This is a genomic window from Chryseobacterium sp. CBo1 (assembly GCF_001693475.1).
GTDB classification, from domain to species: Bacteria; Bacteroidota; Bacteroidia; order Flavobacteriales; family Weeksellaceae; genus Chryseobacterium; species Chryseobacterium formosense.
The window spans coordinates 41681-59936 of record NZ_MAUH01000005.1 but is presented as its reverse complement, the minus strand read 5'-3'; the positions used below and the strand labels follow the sequence as shown (position 1 = coordinate 59936).

14 protein-coding genes are annotated in these 18256 nt (G+C 36.5%); 7 read left to right on the top strand and 7 right to left on the bottom strand.

The window, feature by feature from the left end:
* Positions 1-7: 7 nt before the first annotated feature.
* From BA768_RS04885 to BA768_RS04860, 6 genes are all read right to left on the bottom strand, one after another.
* A complete protein-coding gene (locus tag BA768_RS04885; protein WP_034675761.1) occupies positions 8-1126 on the bottom strand; it encodes a carboxylate-amine ligase in 1119 nt (372 codons plus the stop codon).
* A gap of 24 nt (positions 1127-1150) precedes the next feature.
* Positions 1151-2104 (bottom strand): RimK family alpha-L-glutamate ligase, encoded by a 954-nt coding sequence (locus tag BA768_RS04880; RefSeq protein WP_047483533.1) that lies wholly within the window; start codon positions 2102-2104, stop codon positions 1151-1153.
* A gap of 40 nt (positions 2105-2144) precedes the next feature.
* Complete coding sequence (locus tag BA768_RS04875) at positions 2145-2855, bottom strand: alpha/beta hydrolase-fold protein (protein WP_065719922.1); 711 nt, start codon at positions 2853-2855, stop codon at positions 2145-2147.
* A gap of 85 nt (positions 2856-2940) precedes the next feature.
* A complete protein-coding gene (locus tag BA768_RS04870) occupies positions 2941-4152 on the bottom strand; it encodes an acetyl-CoA carboxylase biotin carboxylase subunit family protein (protein ID WP_065719921.1) in 1212 nt (403 codons plus the stop codon).
* A gap of 140 nt (positions 4153-4292) precedes the next feature.
* Positions 4293-5708, bottom strand: coding sequence for a leucyl aminopeptidase family protein (locus tag BA768_RS04865; protein WP_065719920.1), 1416 nt, complete (start codon positions 5706-5708; stop codon positions 4293-4295).
* 12 nt (positions 5709-5720) lie between these two features.
* Positions 5721-6842, bottom strand: a complete 1122-nt coding sequence (locus tag BA768_RS04860; protein ID WP_065719919.1) for an alpha/beta hydrolase-fold protein — start codon at positions 6840-6842, stop codon at positions 5721-5723.
* A 176-nt stretch (positions 6843-7018) separates the two neighbouring features.
* Here BA768_RS04860 and glgB point away from each other — a divergent pair, with 176 nt between their 5' ends.
* The 7 genes from glgB (at position 7019) to apaG (ending at position 17618) form a co-directional block, all read left to right on the top strand.
* Complete coding sequence (gene glgB, locus BA768_RS04855) at positions 7019-8968, top strand: 1,4-alpha-glucan branching protein GlgB (RefSeq protein ID WP_185114192.1); 1950 nt, start codon at positions 7019-7021, stop codon at positions 8966-8968.
* Entirely contained in the window at positions 8965-10371 is a 1407-nt protein-coding gene (locus BA768_RS04850; protein WP_065719917.1) for a glycogen synthase, read from the top strand. The genes glgB and BA768_RS04850 overlap by 4 nt, the downstream gene beginning before the upstream one ends.
* A gap of 68 nt (positions 10372-10439) precedes the next feature.
* Positions 10440-11708 (top strand): glucose-1-phosphate adenylyltransferase, encoded by a 1269-nt coding sequence (locus tag BA768_RS04845; RefSeq protein WP_034675780.1) that lies wholly within the window; start codon positions 10440-10442, stop codon positions 11706-11708.
* Between the two features lie 117 nt (positions 11709-11825).
* Entirely contained in the window at positions 11826-12914 is a 1089-nt protein-coding gene (locus tag BA768_RS04840) for a polyketide cyclase (RefSeq protein ID WP_228388294.1), read from the top strand.
* 123 nt (positions 12915-13037) lie between these two features.
* Positions 13038-15851, top strand: coding sequence for a 2-oxoglutarate dehydrogenase E1 component (locus BA768_RS04835; RefSeq protein WP_034675783.1), 2814 nt, complete (start codon positions 13038-13040; stop codon positions 15849-15851).
* A gap of 38 nt (positions 15852-15889) precedes the next feature.
* On the top strand, positions 15890-17149 hold the full coding sequence (odhB, locus tag BA768_RS04830) for a 2-oxoglutarate dehydrogenase complex dihydrolipoyllysine-residue succinyltransferase (RefSeq protein ID WP_065719915.1): 1260 nt from the start codon (positions 15890-15892) through the stop codon (positions 17147-17149).
* Between the two features lie 82 nt (positions 17150-17231).
* Positions 17232-17618: a Co2+/Mg2+ efflux protein ApaG gene (gene apaG, locus BA768_RS04825; RefSeq protein ID WP_065719972.1), complete on the top strand. Its 387-nt coding sequence runs from the start codon at positions 17232-17234 to the stop codon at positions 17616-17618.
* 62 nt (positions 17619-17680) lie between these two features.
* On the opposite strand, the gene BA768_RS04820 is transcribed toward apaG, so the two are convergent.
* The gene (locus BA768_RS04820; protein WP_034675785.1) at positions 17681-18235 is read right to left on the bottom strand and encodes a 3'-5' exonuclease; all 555 of its coding nucleotides are present in this window, start codon (positions 18233-18235) and stop codon (positions 17681-17683) included.
* Positions 18236-18256: the final 21 nt, after the last annotated feature.

Below are 18256 nucleotides of genomic sequence, written 5' to 3'. Positions count from 1 at the left end.
AAAAATATTATGAAGCAGTTACTCCGTGAGTGATGCCGTATTCGGTCTCAGATATCATATAATCAACGACTTTTGTAAGATCTCCGGTTTCTTTAAATACAGCTAACTGGCGGTCTGCACCGGTTCCGTTTTCTAAAATGGTCCATGCATATTCTACTTCTTTTCTACATCCTAATTCGTCTACAACATCGTCGATAAATTCTAAAAGTTCTTTTAAAAGATCAGGATAAGGAACCGATTCTTCTTTACCGAAATCAATCAGCTTAGAATGAATTCCGTCTTTGGAAGCGCGCCATTTGTTTTCATTTAATAAAAGTCTTCTGTAACTTCTGAAGCTTAAATTTTGCTGATGCAATTTGTAAATTTTAGCCACCAAACTCTGCATAATTGCAGCCAAGCAAACTGTTTCTTCAATTCGTAAAGGCATATCGCAAATTCTGAATTCGATGGTAGGATAGAATGGATGAACACGCAGATCCCACCAGATTTTCTTCGCATTGTCGATAGTTCCTGTTTTTACCAAAAGATCAACATAACTGTCGAATTCAGCTAAAGAATTAAAGAAACTCGGGATACCGGTTCTTGGGAATTTTACAAAAATTTCCTGTCTGTAAGATTTAAAACCTGTACTTCTTCCAATCCAGAAGGGCGAATTGGTAGATAAGGCATAAACATGTGGAAGAAAATAGCGCATTACATTCTGAATTCTCACCCCTTCTTCACGGTTGGGAATTCCGATATGAACGTGTAATCCGAAAATAAGATTTCCTCGGGCAACGTCACCCATGTCGTCTACAATCTTGTTGTAACGTTCACCATTGGTAATGGTGTTGTGCTCCCAGTTTGAAAAAGGGTGAGTTCCGCCACCGGAAACACGCAATCCCTGTTCGTGGGCAGTGTTAATTAAATGACGCCTAAGATTCGTTAGTTCTGCTTTAGCTTCCTGAATGTTTTGACAGATTCCTGTTTCCATTTCTATCATCGATTCGTGCATTTCGTGCTTCAAATTTTCACTTAAAACAGCTTTTCCGCCTTCGATGATTTTTGAAACATGAGAAATCAGGTCGCGGCTCTCGACATCAATGATCTGATATTCTTCTTCGATTCCTATTGTAAACTGATGCATTTTTTTTTCTGTGTTTTTACTGTTTTATTTAACTGAATCTTTCACAAAAGTTCCCCAAGAAATATTTTGTTTTCCCGGAACATATTCTTTAGCTTTTTCTATAGCCAATTTTGCTGAATGCTCTACAATCCATGCAAAATTTTCTTCTCCTACTGAATTTCGATCTGCATCCGGAGCAGGATTACAGAAATCAATAGCGTAAGGAATTCCGTCTCTTACAGCAAATTCTACCGTATTGAAATCATAGCCTAAAGCTTTGTTCATCTTAATGGTATAATCGTGAATGGTTTTTAATAATTTTTCCAGTTCTTCTCCCTGCGTCTGATGAGTGGTTGCATACCTCAAATGATGCGCATTTCTCGGTTCATAGGGCATAATGTGAACATATTTCTGGCCTAAACAATATACTCTGTAATAATCCTGAAAAACTATTTCTTCCTGAACCATCATGACCAACTGTTCTGTTTCGCTCAGCTTATCCCAAAGATCCTGCGGATTTTCAACTCTGTAAACGCTTTTCCAACCACCGCCGTCGTGAGGTTTCATATAAGCCGGAAATCCGACATAATTAAAAATATAATCCCAGTCATGCGGAAATTTCAGGTTTCTGAATGATGTTTCAGTAGTATCTGTAGGTCTTTCGTGTGAAGGAAGTAAAACCGTTTTAGGTAAAGGAATTCCAAGTTTTGTCATCAATGCATTGTTGAAAAACTTTTCATCTGCACTCCACCAGAAAGGATTATTGATAACGTAAGTTCCATTGAGGGCTGCATTTTTCAGATAAGCTCTGTAAAAAGGAACATCCTGAGAAATTCTGTCGATGATTACTGCATAACCATAATCTGCACCTTGTTCCAGTTTATCTATATTTACGGGCTCTGCAATGATTTCTCCGCCTCCGAGTTCGTTTACCTTATCAATAAATGCCCACGGAAACGTATCTTCCATCCCGAATAAAATTCCTACTTTTTTTGCCATAATTTTTGTTTTATTTTTTTTAATATTAATATTTGAGTTTTTAAAAGAATGTACCGATATAGGTTGGGAAAGTCATTCTCCAAAGCGGCCAGTCATGGTTGATCCATTTTTTTTCGTCATACCAGAAATCAATTCCTTTTGAAGCTAAAATTTCTGCCATTTCTACGTTTTTATCCCTGCAGATGTCTTCGTCGGAAGTGCTTAAAACAATGTGCATATGCTTATATTTCCAGGCTTCATCGTTTCTTACAAATTCTCTTGGGCAGTTGAAGTAAACCAGTTCATCAGAGTATCCATCCATAAAATTTCTGATGCTGAATGCTCCAGAAAGACAGAATAAATGAGAGATCACATCCGGAAACCGGAATGCGAAATTTGCAGCATGATAACCACCAAAACTTGCTCCGGCAATGGCGACACGATGAGTCTGATGCAGTTTTTGGATATAAGGGACAAATTCCTGAATTAGAAACTGTACATATCGTTCATAATTTCTGATTCTTTGCTGTGGAGAAATTTTTTCGTCATAAAAACTCCAGGCATCGATGGTCTGAACGTTGTATAATTTTACCTTTCCCTGCTCAACAAAGTAATTGATGCTGCTGTTCAGATGGAAATCGTGATTTTGTGTATATAAACCTTGTGAAGTAGGGAACATGATGATAGGATAACCAAAATGTCCTGTAACCTCAACTTTAAGGCTTGTTCCTAATATATGAGAATAGTAATCTGTATGTTCTATTTGTGGCATTTTTATAATTTATATTTGAAATTGATGAATCATGGTTTGTAATAAGTTTTTGATAATCAATTATGGTTGATAATTTATCATTCATTTAACTTGAGGGTTTGTCTTTCGGAGGAAGTACATTCAGCATTTCAGCATGAATTTTTTCTGCGGCAAAATCCAGTCTTTCCTGAACGATTACAGAGTCCTTAGATTTATAAACAATTCCGACGTGATAATCGATTGGAAGAAATTTTACAACTTCCTCGCATTCAAAATCCTTATAATTAGGACTAAGATCCTTAATGAGTGCTACAATTAATCCTGAATAATATCCTGTAGGTTTAGATACCTCATAATGATTTCCTTTTAATAAAGCATCTTCAATTTTTGCCCATTCCCGCCAGATATTGATGTTGCTTGAAGCTTCCACAAGATCGGGAATATGTGCACCTCCAACTCTTGAGGAGGTTTCAAGAAAATACCATTTTCCATCTTCTTTTCCACGAATAAATTCGGTGTGAGTGGCGCCATTCATTAGCCCAAAATTAGACAGAACTTTGGCATTGGCTTCTTCCAAATCTTTGAATTCTTCGGAATATCTGCCTAAAGTTTTGGTACGGAAAACGCCGCCTTCATGAGAAACCTGCATGGGCGGAGCAAGGTATTTTGATGCTGAAGTAAAAACAATTTCTTTATTAAATGTTAAGCTGTCAACATGATAAACATCGCCGGGTTTGAAACTTTCTAGTAGGAATAAATGTCTTTCTTCACCCAGTTTTTCCAGAGCTTCCCAAAGTTCGTCCTGAGTTTTCAGTTTTTTAATTCCGGAGGCTGAAGCTTCTGAACGTGGCTTCAGAACCCATGGTGGAGAAATTTTTTCTGTAAACTCTTTTACTTCCTGATCATTAAACACAGCAATAAATTCAGGAACGTTGATTCCGGAATCTTTTGCCTTTTGACGCATGGCCAGTTTATCTCTGAAATAACGGTGCGTCGTTTGTCCCATTCCGGGAATACGGAATGTTTCACGAATCAATGCTGCTTTTTCTACATCATAATCATCCAAAGCAATAACCGCATCTACTTTCCGGGTTTTCATCAGATGAGAAAATCCCTGGATAAGATGTTCAAGATTCCATACCGAAGGTTTGATTTCCGGCATATAGAAAACTTCGTCGACAGCGTGCCATGGCCAGTTTTTTTCTTTTAAATTTTCCGATGTTATGAGGATGATTTTATTGCCGAGCTTTTTCATTTCGTCCATAAAATCGTACCCTTTATAATAGCACGAAATACATACGATGGTTTTCTCCTTCATATAATGATTTTTAATTTTTATTAAATTATAAAAAATAAAAGCTTATGATTATTGATTATTTAATATTAAAAATTGATAACCTTTGTGCTTTTGAAAATTGCTAATCAAGTATAAGAAGAAAATCTGTAAAAAACTAATTTTTAATGATAATTTTCGATTAAATCGGCTAATAATTGCACACCAAAACCGGTCGCTGCTTTTTCTTTTGCATATCCCACATTTCCAAACGCAACTCCTGCAATATCAAGATGTGCCCAGTTTGGATGGTTTCCGATGAATTGCTCCAAAAATTTGGCGGCGACAATACAATCTCCTATGGGTTTCATTGAGATGTTTTTGAAGTCGGCCACATCAGATTTAAAATCATCCATCCAAATGTCCCAAAGCGGAAGATTCCATAATCTCTGATTCGTTTTATCTCCGGTTTTAATTAAAATATTTTTCAAATCTTCATTATTCGAAAACATCGCACCACAAGTGTCTCCAAACATTCTCACAGAACTCCCTGTAAGTGTTGCAAGATCGATCAGAACATCTGTTTTGTAGTTTTTTGAAAGGTAAGACAATCCGTCTGCAAGCGTCATTCTTCCTTCTGCATCGGTATTGAGAACTTCGATGGTCTTTCCGTTGTAAGCGGTAATTACATCGCTTGGTAAATAAGCGTTTTCAGAAATTGCATTGTCTGTAATCGGTAAAATAGCTGTAATGTTAACGGGAAGTTTCATCTGCGATGCGTAAATAAGTGCTCCAATCACTGCGGTTGCGCCTCCCATATCGGATTTCATATAATGCATATTGTCTGAAGCTTTCAGGGAAATTCCTCCGGTGTCAAACAGAACACATTTTCCTACGAGTCCGAAAGTTTTTGCATTCTTTACAGTTGTTTTATATTCTAAAATGGTAAAAGCAGCGTCATAAGCACTTCCCTGGTTAACCGACAGAAAAGCTCCCAAACCAAGTTCTTCGCATTTTTTTCTGTTGAAAGCGGTGTATTTTAACTGATTTTTTTTGGCTAAATTTTTCAGATATGCATTGATGGCTTCAGGTCTTTTTAGATTTGCTGGCTTGTTAAGCCAATCCATACAGGCGGTTTGGCCTTCACAGATCGCATCAATTTTTGTTGAAATTGTTTCTAATTTTTTAGGACTTAAATTCCCGAAATGAAGCTCGAAAGACTCGTTCCAGAAAGGATGGGTTTTATCAAACGGGTAGTTGTAGGTTCCTAAAAGAAGACCTTTTGCAAATTCTTCAAACTGGTTTTCATGAATAAAATCTGCAATTAACAGAGTAGCAATAGTCTGGATGTTTTTTTTCTGGGTCTGGGAAAATTTAATTCCGATTTGCTGAAACTCAAAATTCTGAGAAGTTTCTTTCCCAAGACCTATATAATAAGTAATGGTTTCTTCGCTGGTTTCGATGAAAATTTCGTGCTTTTTTCCTGAGAAAAGAAGTGAAATGTTTTTATTAAAATTTTTATGGTTTAAAGTCCAGGCTTCTTCTGTAAATAACTGAAAAACCTGAGCGTATTGTTTATTTTTTTTGTTGATTAGTTTCATAATTAGATTATATTAATTTTTAATATTTTCCTGATGGGGTGTTACGTCAAGAGGATTTTCGATGTTATTGTAGAACAGCCATTCAATCGCTCTCGGAAATTCCTGTGACCAGTAAAATTCACTGTGAGCTCCGTCTGGATTGATGCTGGTTTTAAATTCAAAATCAAAAAGATTCTTCTTTTCCCATTGTTTCAGATAATTTTCAAAAACCTGAATTCTTTTCACCATTTTCGAACCTTCCTGCTCACCTCCGTAAAGATAGATTTTAGTTTTAAAAGGAACTCTGAAACTCATCATCGGGAAATTATTGTTCGGTTCTACCCAAAGTGATGGTGAGAAGATCAATAATTTAGAATACACTTCAGGGTAAAGAAACCCGCTGTAAATACTGATAAGTGCACCCAAAGAACTGCCGCCGATTCCTGTGTTTTCTCTGTCTTTTTTTGTTCGGTAATGTTCATCTACAAAAGGTTTTAAGGTATCGGTTATAAATCGGATGTATTTTTTACCTTCCGAACCATTGGCGACATGGTCATTATCAAAGATATATTCTTTTATACGGTCTTCACTTCCATGTTCAATGGCGATTACAATAAGATCTCCGCGGCCGTATTCCGCAAGAATAGATAGTTTTTTATCGATTTCCCAGTTTCCGTAAGAACTTCCTTCATTAAAAAGATTTTGAGCATCCTGTAAGTAAAGAACGGGATAATTTTTATCTGAAATATAGTAATCGTGGGGTAGAAGTGCCCAGACTTTTCGAAAACGGTCGAGCTGTGGGATATAAAATTCTTCAGAAATGACTTCTACGATAGGAAAAAATTCATCTTTGAAAGGTCCCCAGTTTAATCTCCATTTTTCTACAAAATCCTGTGTGGTTTTTGAAGTTTTTTTGACTTTTCTGTTGGGCGTGATGCTTCCGTATTTGTCTAGTTCTACGTTTTCCCAACCGCCTTTGGTGAATTTATATTCTACTTCATCGGAGAGTAGCTGATCTTCTATTTCGATACTGTAAGTATTTTCATCGGACTGTTGAAGCTGGAAATTATAATCTTTAGGATTCCATTTGTTGAAGTTTCCTGTGATAAAGATTGGTCTGTTGTCTGTTTCTGATGTGCTCAGTGTAAATTTCATTGTGTTTTATCGGACATTTTAAGCTTTTAAATTTATGAAAAATCTTTTTAAAGATATTGTTTAAAAATAATAAAATTTATGGTGTGGCAGAGTTAAAATTCATATATTTGATAGTCATCGTTATTCAGTAAATAAAATGATCATAACGACTGATTTAGACCGAAAAACCAAATATGATGAATTTTGTAAAAACCTATACACTTTTTACGGAACATGATGTGTATCTTTTCAAGGAAGGTAAACATTACAGGCTCTACGAAAAGTTTGGGTCTCATTCTGTTGAGAAAGACGGAGTAAAGGGGGTGTATTTTTCGGTTTGGGCTCCGAATGCCAAAAAAGTTTCGGTAATCGGGAATTTCAACAACTGGAATCATCGTGAGCATATTTTGTTTCCGAGATGGGATAAGTCCGGAATCTGGGAAGGATTTATTCCTGCACTTTCGTGGGGTACCTTATATAAATATGCTGTTGAAACCTTTCAGGGACATATTTTAGAAAAAAGTGATCCGTATGCATTAAGCTGGGAACAGAATCTTCAGGCGGCTTCTATGGTTTCTACCAATTGGTACGAATGGGACGATCAGGAATGGCTCGAAAAACGCTGGCAAAAAAACAGTCTTGAATCACCAATTTCTGTTTACGAAATCCATTTAGGTTCGTGGATGCGAAATGCAGATAATCCCGAGAAATTTCTTAATTACAGAGATATTGCCGCAAAGCTGGTTCCGTATATCAAGGAAATGGGTTTTACACATGTAGAATTCATGCCGGTGATGGAATATCCTTATGATCCGAGTTGGGGTTATCAGATTACAGGTTTTTATGCAGCAACTTCACGTTTTGGTTCACCACAGGATTTGATGTTTTTGATTAATGAACTTCATAAAAACGATATTGGCGCTATTTTAGATTGGGTTCCTTCTCATTTTCCGGGTGATGCAAACGGATTACACCGTTTTGACGGCTCTTATTTATATGAGCATGAAGATCCACGAAAAGGTTTTCATCCTGACTGGAAATCCTATATTTTTAATTACGGAAGAAATGAAGTGAAATCTTTTCTTATTTCGAATGCCGTGTTCTGGCTTGATCGTTATCATGCAGACGGACTTCGTGTGGATGCTGTAACGTCGATGCTTCATCTTGATTATTCAAGGAATGAAGGAGAATGGGAACCGAATATTTATGGTGAAAATGTAAATCTCGAAGCAAAAGCTTTCCTTCAGGAATTTAATACGGCTGTTTACAAAGAATTTGGCAATAATATCATGACGATTGCTGAAGAGAGTTCAGATTTTCCAAAATTAACGAAACCTGTTCATGACGGTGGCGTCGGTTTTGGAATGAAATGGATGATGGGCTGGATGCACGATACTCTATTTTATTTTAAAGAAGATCCTATCAACAGAAAACAACATCATCACAAGCTGAGTTTTGCCTCGATGTATATGTATAATGAGAATTATATGATTCCGCTTTCACATGATGAGGTTGTACACGGAAAAGCCAGCCTTATTTATAAAATGATAGGTGATGAATGGCAGAAATTTGCCAATCTCAGAGCTTTGTATGTGTACATGTTTACGCATCCCGGAGCGAAATTATTGTTTATGGGAGATGAGTTCGGACAAACTAACGAATGGAACTTTAAGCAAAGCTTAGATTGGCATTTATTGCAATATCCTGTTCATCAAGGGTTGCAGAGTTTAGTTAAAGATCTGAATCACCTCTATAAAGACGAGGCTGCATTTTACGAAAATCAGTTTAAACCGGAAGGTTTTGAATGGGTTGAAGCCAATGATACCGACAATTCTGTCTATATTTATTTAAGAAAAGGGAAGAGAAGGGATGATGTTTTTATGATTATTTTAAATTTAACTCCACGGGTAATTGATTATAAAGTAGGTGTGAATGCAGGAACACATTGGGAAGTCGTTCTCAATTCCGATGACGAAAAATATAGCGGAAGCGGAGTACAAGCTCATATTTTCAGAGAAGATCATGATCAATGGATGAACCGGCCAAGATCAATCAGCTTAAACCTTCCTGCACTTTCGGGGATTGTTTTAAAACAGAGAAAAGATAAAAAATATAAATTAAATAGGATTAAACAGCACAAAAAATGACAATATTTCACCTCAGTACAGAATGTTATCCCGTAGCCAAAGTTGGCGGATTGGCAGATGTAGTAGGCGCACTGCCGAAATATCAGAATAAAATAAAAGATATTGATGCCAAAGTAGTGATGCCTTGGTACAACAAGCATTTTGTATATGATTATGATTTTGAAGTTGTTTTTGACGGCTTTATTCATCAGGGTTCCAATATGCTTCAGGTTCAGGTTTTGAAAGAAACCACAAATGTTTTGGGATTTGAATTGTATATGGTGAAAATTCCGGGATTGCTCGATCGCGAAAATCCTTACGGATATCAGGATGAAAGTTTTCAGTTTCTGGCTTTTCAGCATGGGATTTTGCATTGGCTCTCGGCGATGAAAATTCGTCCGGATGTTTTGCATTGCCACGATTATCATACAGGTTTAGTTCCTTTTATGGTTGAAAACTGCTATGAATTTGAATTTCTGAAAGGCGTAAAAACAATCGGTACAATCCATAACGGGGAATATCAGGGAATGATGAGCTGGGATATGGTGAGTTATATGCCTGCTTTCGATCATTACAAATGGGGACTTTTAGACTGGAACGGATTTATCAATCCTTTGGCGAGTATGATTAAATGTTGTTATGCATTTACGACGGTTTCGGAAGGATATCTGGAAGAACTTTTTGTGAGCTTCAAAGGTCTGGAAAGTCTGGTGAGAGAAGAATTTTCAAAAGCTTACGGTATTATCAACGGAATTGATACTGATGTGTGGAATCCTGAAACCGATCCAATGATCGATTTTAACTTTACTATTAAAAATGCGTTAAAAATAAAAAAGAAAAACAAACTGAAGCTTTGTAAAGAATATGGTTTGAATCCTGAACTTCCTCTTTTTGCATTCATCGGTAGATTTGCTACAGAAAAAGGAGCCGATCTTTTACCGGATGTTATCTGGAGAAGTATAAAGCAAAGTTTTGGCGGTTTAAACATTATTGTTTTGGGTTCAGGAAACGAATATGTGGAAAGACAGATGAAAGAATTGAATGCTGTTTACTCGAATTTTGCTACAGATATAGGATATAAAGAACATTTGTCCCATAAAATCTACGCTTCGGCAGATTTTTTGTTGATGCCTTCAAGGGTCGAGCCTTGCGGTCTCAATCAGATGTATGCGATGCGATACGGAACGGTTCCGGTTGTAAGTTATACAGGTGGATTGAGAGACACGGTAAAAGATATTTCTACAGGAGGTTCCGGCTTAAATTTCACTTATCCTGGAGTAGACGATATTATTCATGCAATGAGCCGAGGCTTAAATATTTATAAAGACAAAGCTCAGATGGAAAATTTGGTGTTATCTAATATGAAATTCGATTTTGCCTGGGAGAAATCCGCAGAAAAATATATAGCTTTATATAATCAATAGATTTAGAAAAATAATCTGAAATTTTTAAATATTAAACAAACTATAAAATAATAAAAACGCAGATATTTATGAAACACAACGTCATTTCAATTGTTTTGGGGGGAGGAAGAGGGACGAGACTTTTTCCGTTAACGTACACGAGATCAAAACCTGCTGTACCTATTGCCGGAAAATACAGATTGGTAGATATACCGATTTCAAACTGTTTAAATTCTGGTTTAAATAAAATTCTTGTTTTAACGCAGTTTAATTCAGCATCATTAAACTCACATATCAAAAATTCTTACCATTTTGATATTTTCAGTCAGGGTTTTGTAGATATTTTGGCGGCAGAACAAAATGTTGACAGTGACAGCTGGTTTCAGGGAACGGCAGATGCAGTTCGTCAGTCTATGAAACACCTTGAAAAATATGATTATGAATATATTTTGATTTTATCAGGAGATCAGCTTTATCAGATGGATTTTAATGAAATGCTTGATTTTCATATCGAAAACGGTGGAGATGTTACCATTGCAACCATTCCTGTAACTGCAAAAGATGCTACAGGTTTTGGTATTCTAAGTTCGGATGATGAAGGAAATATTACTTCATTCGTAGAAAAACCCGGATTTGATGAGCTGAATGGCTTACAATCAGAAGTTTCAGACGAAAACAAGACCAAAGGCAAAGAGTTTTTAGCATCAATGGGAATTTATATTTTCTCAAAAACAATTCTTAAAAAGATGTTTGATGAGGGAGCGGGAGACGATTTCGGAAAAGACATCATCCCTAATTCTATCGGGAAATACAAAACTTTAAGCTATCAATATGAAGGTTACTGGACGGATATAGGAACTATTGAATCTTTCTATGAAGCGAATCTGGATCTTTGCCATGATTTCCCTCAGTTTAATTTATTTTCCTCAGCGCCAATTTTCACACGTGCAAGAATGCTTCCGCCATCAAAAGTGAATGGTTCATACGTAAGCAAAGCAGTTTTTGGTGACGGATGTATTATTTTGGCAGATAAAATCGAAAATTCTGTAATAGGAAACCGTACAAGAATAGATAAAGGAAGCACTATTGTGAATTCTTACATTATGGGTGCAGATTTCTATCAGAATACCAGTGATATTGTAATGAATGACAGCAAAGGTTTACCCAACATGGGAATCGGGAAATACTGTTATATTGAGAAGGCAATTTTAGATAAAAACTGCTACATCGGAGATAATGTAAGGATCATCGGTGGAAAGCACCTTAAAGATGGAGACTACGGAACTCATTCCGTACAGGACGGTATTGTTGTTGTTAAAAAAGGAGCAGTCTTAACTCCTGGAACTCATATCGGATAGAAGCTGGATGCTTGATGCCGGAAGCTGGGTGTTCTGAGGAGTGATAATTTTGAAATTTAGCAATTAATCAAAATCTATGCAATTGAATCTAATATCCATCAAAAATAAAAAAGAAGAGTGACCAAAGATATTGGTCACTTTTTTTATTTGTCTTACTTTTGTGCGATGCGTTTTTTCAAAATCATAGCGGTAATTGTGGTATTTCTGATCGGAGCTTATGCGGCTTCCATGTATTACTTTGTGGATGAAAGTAAAGAGTTTACGATCGAAAAAGAAATAGATTATCCTTTGGAAAAAGTGTTTAATCAGTTTAATAATCTGCAGAACTTTACCCGCTGGAATAACTTTTTTTCAAGCTCAAAAACCATTACGATCGATTATTATCTACCTTATGAAGGGCAGGGAAGTGCAATCAGTTACAATGATCCGAAAAGTGAAGATGGCGGCGAAATGTTTATCCGTTACGAGAATCCAAATAAGACTTTGAGATATCAGCTTTTTGAGGATGAGGACGAAAATCCGACCTTGATTGATGTGAAATTTATAGCAGTTTCCGCTGAAAAAACGAAGATCAAATGGTTTGTACATACTCCAAAATTGCCACTTCTTTCAAGAGCGCAAAACTTCTGGACCGAAGATAAATTTGCTGAAAATATCGATAAAAGCATGCTTAATCTAAAAAATGTATTAAGCAACAAAGTAGAGAAAGACAATCAGCTGGCTGCGATAAAATACGACAGCATTATGGTTGAAAATGAAGAAGCGAAAATGATTTTGGGTGTCAACGTAAGTGCTTCCAACAAAAAAGATGCGTTGTACAAAAATATCGTCATGAATTACAATAAAGTAAATAATTTCGTGTCGATGGATTTGGGTAAAAAAAATGATGAGGTAGGTTATCCTGTGCTGATTACCGACGCCGATAATTTTAAAGATAAAGAGGTATCTTATTTCTTCGGAATCCCATTGTCGAAGAAAGTAGGAATTACGGATAATAATTTCAATTTCAGGTCTGTAAATCCTACCCAGAACTATGTAATGTACTACAAAGGAACTTACGAAGGAAGAGTAAAGGCAATTCAGCAGCTGATGCAAAAAGCCAAGAAAGACGAGATGCGTTACGGTGATGTTTATCAGACTTTTATCGAGTCGCCTGCAGAAGGTCAGAATGTCAATATGAAACTTTCTCTTTCAGTTTACAGATGATTTTTTCCCAATTATTGATTTTATAATTTTTTTAAAGGTTTGAGACTATCCTAACCCGTTTTTTTTTATTAAATTTGAAGATTAATTCGATAAACAAAATTTAATAATAGATAAACTGTAATAATGGACAGATTTTCATTCCTAAACGCAGCTCATTCTCAGTTAATTGAGGATTTATACCAACAATACTTAAAATTCCCGGACTCTTTAGAACCATCATGGAAGGCCTTTTTTCAAGGTTTTGATTTTGCATTGGAGAACTATTCTGATGAAGAAGACATCCAGTACATTAAAAATTCGGGGAATTCTTCTCCTGCAGTTCAGCAGATTTCTCAGGCGGCTTCAAACGGTGAAGTTCCGGAGCATATCAAGAAGGAATTTAAGGTGGTAAATCTTATTGAAGCGTATAGGACGAGAGGTCATCTTTTCACAAAAACAAACCCTGTTCGTGAAAGAAGACACTACACTCCGACTTTAGATATCGAAAACTTCGGTCTTGACAAGTCAGATTTAAACACAAAATTCAACTGTGCCGTTGAAACAGGAATGAAAGGTCCTGCAACTTTACAGGAGTTAATTACACACTTAGAAAACATTTATTGTGATTCTATCGGTGTGGAATATATGCACATCAATAATGTTCAGGAAAAAGATTTCATTAAGCAGTGGCTTCAGGTAAATGAAAACCACCCAAATCTTAATGCTAACGAAAAAACTGAAATTTTATTAAAATTAAATCAGGCGGTTGCATTTGAAAATTATCTTCACACAAAATTTGTTGGTCAGAAAAGATTCTCATTAGAGGGTGGTGAAACATTGATTCCAGCTTTGGATCAGTTGATTTCAAGATCTTCACAGTTGGGAGTTGATGAGGTTGTTTTAGGAATGGCTCACAGAGGTAGATTGAATGTGTTGACAAACATTTTCGGTAAATCTTACAAACAGATTTTCTCAGAATTCGAAGGGAAAGAATTTGAAGAAGATGTATTTTCTGGTGACGTTAAATATCACTTAGGTTCGTCAAAAAAAATCAAGACGGCTTCTGGAGAAGAAGTTGCGATTAATTTAACGCCAAACCCATCTCACTTAGAAACAGTTGCAGCTTTGGTTGAAGGTATTTGCCGAGCGAAAGTTGATGATAAGTATAAAGATTATTCTAAAGTTTTACCAATTATTATCCACGGTGATGGGGCAATTGCAGGACAAGGTATTGCATACGAAGTTGCTCAGATGATGACTTTGGAGGGGTACAAAACTGGCGGGACAGTACATATCGTTGTAAATAATCAGGTTTCGTTTACAACCAACTATATGGATGCAAGATCTTCTACCTATTGTACAGATGTTGCAAAAGTAACAGAATCTCCTGTAATGCACGTCAATGCAGATGATGCAGAAGCTGTTGTTCATGCAATTCATTTCGCAGCTGATTTCAGAGCGAAGTTTGGTAAAGATGTTTATATCGATTTGTTAGGTTATAGAAAATATGGTCACAACGAAGGAGATGAACCAAGATTTACACAGCCTAATTTATATAAATCAATTTCTAAGCACCCGAATCCAAGAGAAATATACAAAGATCTTTTGTTGAAAGACAGCGTTGTATCAAACGATTTGATCGCTAAAATGGAGGCGGATTTCAAAGCTCTTTTAGATAAAGATTTTGATGCTTCTAAAGAAATTGAGAAAAACGTAATGGACGTTTTCATGGCAGATGACTGGACGAATTATCCAATTGGGAAAAGAGGGGCAGTTCAGGAAGCTGTTGATACAAAATATGACTTAGAGAAGTTGAAAGAATTGGCCATTAAAATGTCAACACTTCCGGCTGATAAAAAGTTTTTAAATAAAATTACAAGACTCTTCGAAAACAGACTTAAAGCTATTGAAGGAAACTCATTAGATTGGGCTCTTGGAGAATGGTTGGCTTATGCTACACTTCTTGTTGAAGGTCACAACGTAAGAATTTCCGGTGAAGATGTGGAAAGAGGAACGTTCTCTCACAGACATGCGGTGGTGAAAACTGAAGATACGGAAGAAGAATATGTACCATTGAGACAACTTTCTGAAAGCAGATTTGATGTTTTCAATTCTCACCTTTCTGAATATGGAGTTCTTGGTTTCGATTATGGGTATGCAATGGCTTCTCCTAATACATTGACGATCTGGGAGGCTCAGTTTGGAGATTTCGTAAACGGTGCTCAGATTATCGTTGACCAATATTTAGCGGCTGCAGAAGAAAAATGGAAAATTCAGGATGGTTTGGTAATGTTGTTGCCTCATGGTTCAGAAGGTCAGGGTGCGGAACACTCTTCAGCAAGACTGGAAAGATTCTTAACACTTTGTGCTAATGAAAATATGGTTGTTGCAAATGTTACTTCTCCTGCCAACTATTTCCACTTACTGAGAAGACAGTTGAAATGGGCATTCAGAAAGCCGTTAATTGTAATGAGTCCTAAATCTTTGCTAAGACATCCAAAAGTGGTTTCTCCGCTTGAAGATTTCTCAAACAAAGGATTCCAGCCAATTTTAGATGATCCGACTGCAGATCCTGCAAAAGTTGAAAAATTAGTGCTTTGCTCAGGTAAATTATATTTCGAATTATTAGCTAAGAAAGAAGAATTAAATTGTGAGAATATTGCATTGGTAAGATTTGAGCAGTTATATCCGCTTCAGACTGATGCTATCGAAGCTATTTTTGCTAAATATTCAAACAGAAAATCAATCGTTTGGGCTCAGGAAGAACCAGAAAACATGGGAGCTTGGTCTTATATCCTGAGAAATTTCAGAGATACAGGAATTCAGGTTGTTTCTCCGGTACCAAGTGGTGCTCCGGCTCCGGGAAGTCACAAAATGTTTGAGAAAAACCAAAATGCTGTTATCAACAGAGTTTTCGACAGAGACGATGCTCCGGTTAAAAGACCTGTAACAGCTTAATTATAATAATATCCAATTAAAAAAATAAAAAATACGATATGTCAATTTTAGAAATGAAAGTTCCTTCACCGGGAGAATCAATTACAGAAGTTGAAATTGCAACTTGGCTTGTGAAAGATGGTGATTATGTAGAAAAAGATCAACCAATCGCTGAAGTAGATTCAGACAAGGCAACATTAGAATTACCTGCAGAGCAGAGTGGTGTAATCACTTTAAAAGCAGAAGAAGGTGATGTAGTACAAGTAGGACAAGTAGTTTGTTTAATCGATATGGATGCTGCAAAACCCGCGGGATCTGCTCCAGCTGCGGAAGCTCCAAAGCAAGAAGAGGCTCCTAAAGCGGCTGAACCGGCTAAACAAGAAGCTCCAAAACCTGCAGCTCCGGTTGCAGCTGCTACGACACAAACTTATGCAACAGGTACTCCGTCTCCTGCAGCGAAGAAAATTCTTGACGAAAAAGGGATCGATGCATCTCAGGTTTCAGGTTCCGGAAGAGATGGAAGAATTTCTAAATCTGATGCTGAATTAGCGGCTGTTCCTGCATTAGGAGGAAGTCCTCTTTCTGCTACAGGTTCAAGATCTACTACAACAACTAAACTTTCAGTTCTTAGAAGAAAAATTGCTCAGAGATTAGTTTCAGTAAAGAATGAAACAGCAATGTTAACGACTTTCAACGAAGTTGACATGTCTGAAATCTTTAGACTAAGAAAACAATATAAAGACGAATTTGCTCAAAAACACGGAGTAGGACTTGGTTTCATGTCTTTCTTCACAAAAGCGGTTACAAGAGCATTACAAATGTATCCTGATGTAAATGCATCGATCGACGGAGATTTCAAAGTAAACTATGATTTCTGCGATATTTCAATTGCGGTTTCAGGTCCTAAAGGATTAATGGTTCCTGTATTGAGAAATGCTGAAAATATGTCTTTTTCAAGTGTTGAAGCAAACATCAAAGATTTAGCAATCAAAGTAAGAGACGGAAAAATCACAGTTGACGAAATGACGGGAGGTACTTTCACAATTACAAACGGTGGTACTTTCGGATCAATGATGTCTACACCGATTATCAATCCTCCTCAATCTGCAATTTTGGGTATGCACAACATTATCCAGAGACCGGTTGCTGTTGACGGGCAGGTTGTCATTCGTCCGATGATGTACGTTGCGATGTCTTACGATCACAGAATTATCGATGGTAAAGAATCTGTAGGATTCCTTGTTGCGGTAAAAGAAGGTATCGATAATCCGGTAGAAATTCTATTAGGCGGAGACGAAAGAAAAGGTTTAGGATTATAATCCGTACTTTTTATAAAATAACAAACCCCGTCTCTCAAAAAAAGGCGGGGTTTTTGTATTTATTGATTTAAATTGAATGAAAATGTTCTCGAAAATTACTTCCAATATAAAGGTTTCGGTCGTCCCCGAATACGATAGCAAGAACAGTTATCCGTCAGAAAACCGTCACGTTTTTAAATATAATATTGTTATTGAAAATGATGCAGATTTCCCTATAAAAATCCTTAAAAGAAAATGGTTGATTTTTGATGTAGGTTTTGGATATACGGAAGTGGTAGGTGACGGAGTAATTGGCTTAACTCCCGATGTAGAGCCCGGCGATAATTTTGCTTACTTTTCAAATGTAATGCTTCGTTCCGGAGTAGGAAATATGAGTGGAAAATACCTTGTTGAAAACTCTCAGACCAAAGAAAGTTTCGAAATTGATATCCCTAAATTTAATCTCTTATCTGAAGTTTTAAGTAATTAATTGGGCAAGCTTAAATAACCTATTTTCAAACATCTGTGAAAATCTGTGTGGTCTGTTAGAAATTACAATATCTTAATTTTCTGCTTCATATAATCTGTAATTTCATCATTGCTTGTAAGAAACAATTTTTCGAAAGCTAAAAGTGCAATTTTTGCACAAACTTCTGCATCATCTCCTGCTCTGTGATGTTTAAACTGAATGTCATGGTATTCTGCAAGATGTTTTAAACCATATTTAGGGAGATAATTCCAAGATTTTTTTGCCAGCTGAATGCTGCACAAATAATTTAATTTCGGAGCAAACATTCCGTAAAAATCAAGGCAGCCACGCAAAACACCTGCATCAAAACTTGCGTTATGGGCAATCATTAAAGTCCCATACATCAATTCTTCAATTTCATACCATATTTCGTCGAAAGTAGGAGCATCTTTTACATCACTCGGAAGAATGCCGTGTACATCAATATTTCTTTGATTGAAATAAGGAAAACTGGGAGGTTTTATGAGCCATGTTTTGGTTTCAACAATTTTGGAATCCTGTACAATACAAACTCCGACTTCACAGGCTGAATGTCTCTCAAAGGTTGCAGTTTCAAAATCGATGGCGCAGAAATCCATTTAATAGAGTGTGTTTGGTTT

Coding starts and splice junctions, on each gene's coding strand:
- BA768_RS04885 (WP_034675761.1), bottom strand. CDS start 1,126: ATGCATCAGTTTACAATAGGAATCGAAGAAGAATATCAGATCATTGAT.
- BA768_RS04880 (WP_047483533.1), bottom strand. CDS start 2,104: ATGGCAAAAAAAGTAGGAATTTTATTCGGGATGGAAGATACGTTTCCG.
- BA768_RS04875 (WP_065719922.1), bottom strand. CDS start 2,855: ATGCCACAAATAGAACATACAGATTACTATTCTCATATATTAGGAACA.
- BA768_RS04870 (WP_065719921.1), bottom strand. CDS start 4,152: ATGAAGGAGAAAACCATCGTATGTATTTCGTGCTATTATAAAGGGTAC.
- BA768_RS04865 (WP_065719920.1), bottom strand. CDS start 5,708: ATGAAACTAATCAACAAAAAAAATAAACAATACGCTCAGGTTTTTCAG.
- BA768_RS04860 (WP_065719919.1), bottom strand. CDS start 6,842: ATGAAATTTACACTGAGCACATCAGAAACAGACAACAGACCAATCTTT.
- glgB (WP_185114192.1), top strand. CDS start 7,019: ATGAATTTTGTAAAAACCTATACACTTTTTACGGAACATGATGTGTAT.
- BA768_RS04850 (WP_065719917.1), top strand. CDS start 8,965: ATGACAATATTTCACCTCAGTACAGAATGTTATCCCGTAGCCAAAGTT.
- BA768_RS04845 (WP_034675780.1), top strand. CDS start 10,440: ATGAAACACAACGTCATTTCAATTGTTTTGGGGGGAGGAAGAGGGACG.
- BA768_RS04835 (WP_034675783.1), top strand. CDS start 13,038: ATGGACAGATTTTCATTCCTAAACGCAGCTCATTCTCAGTTAATTGAG.
- odhB (WP_065719915.1), top strand. CDS start 15,890: ATGTCAATTTTAGAAATGAAAGTTCCTTCACCGGGAGAATCAATTACA.
- apaG (WP_065719972.1), top strand. CDS start 17,232: ATGTTCTCGAAAATTACTTCCAATATAAAGGTTTCGGTCGTCCCCGAA.
- BA768_RS04820 (WP_034675785.1), bottom strand. CDS start 18,235: ATGGATTTCTGCGCCATCGATTTTGAAACTGCAACCTTTGAGAGACAT.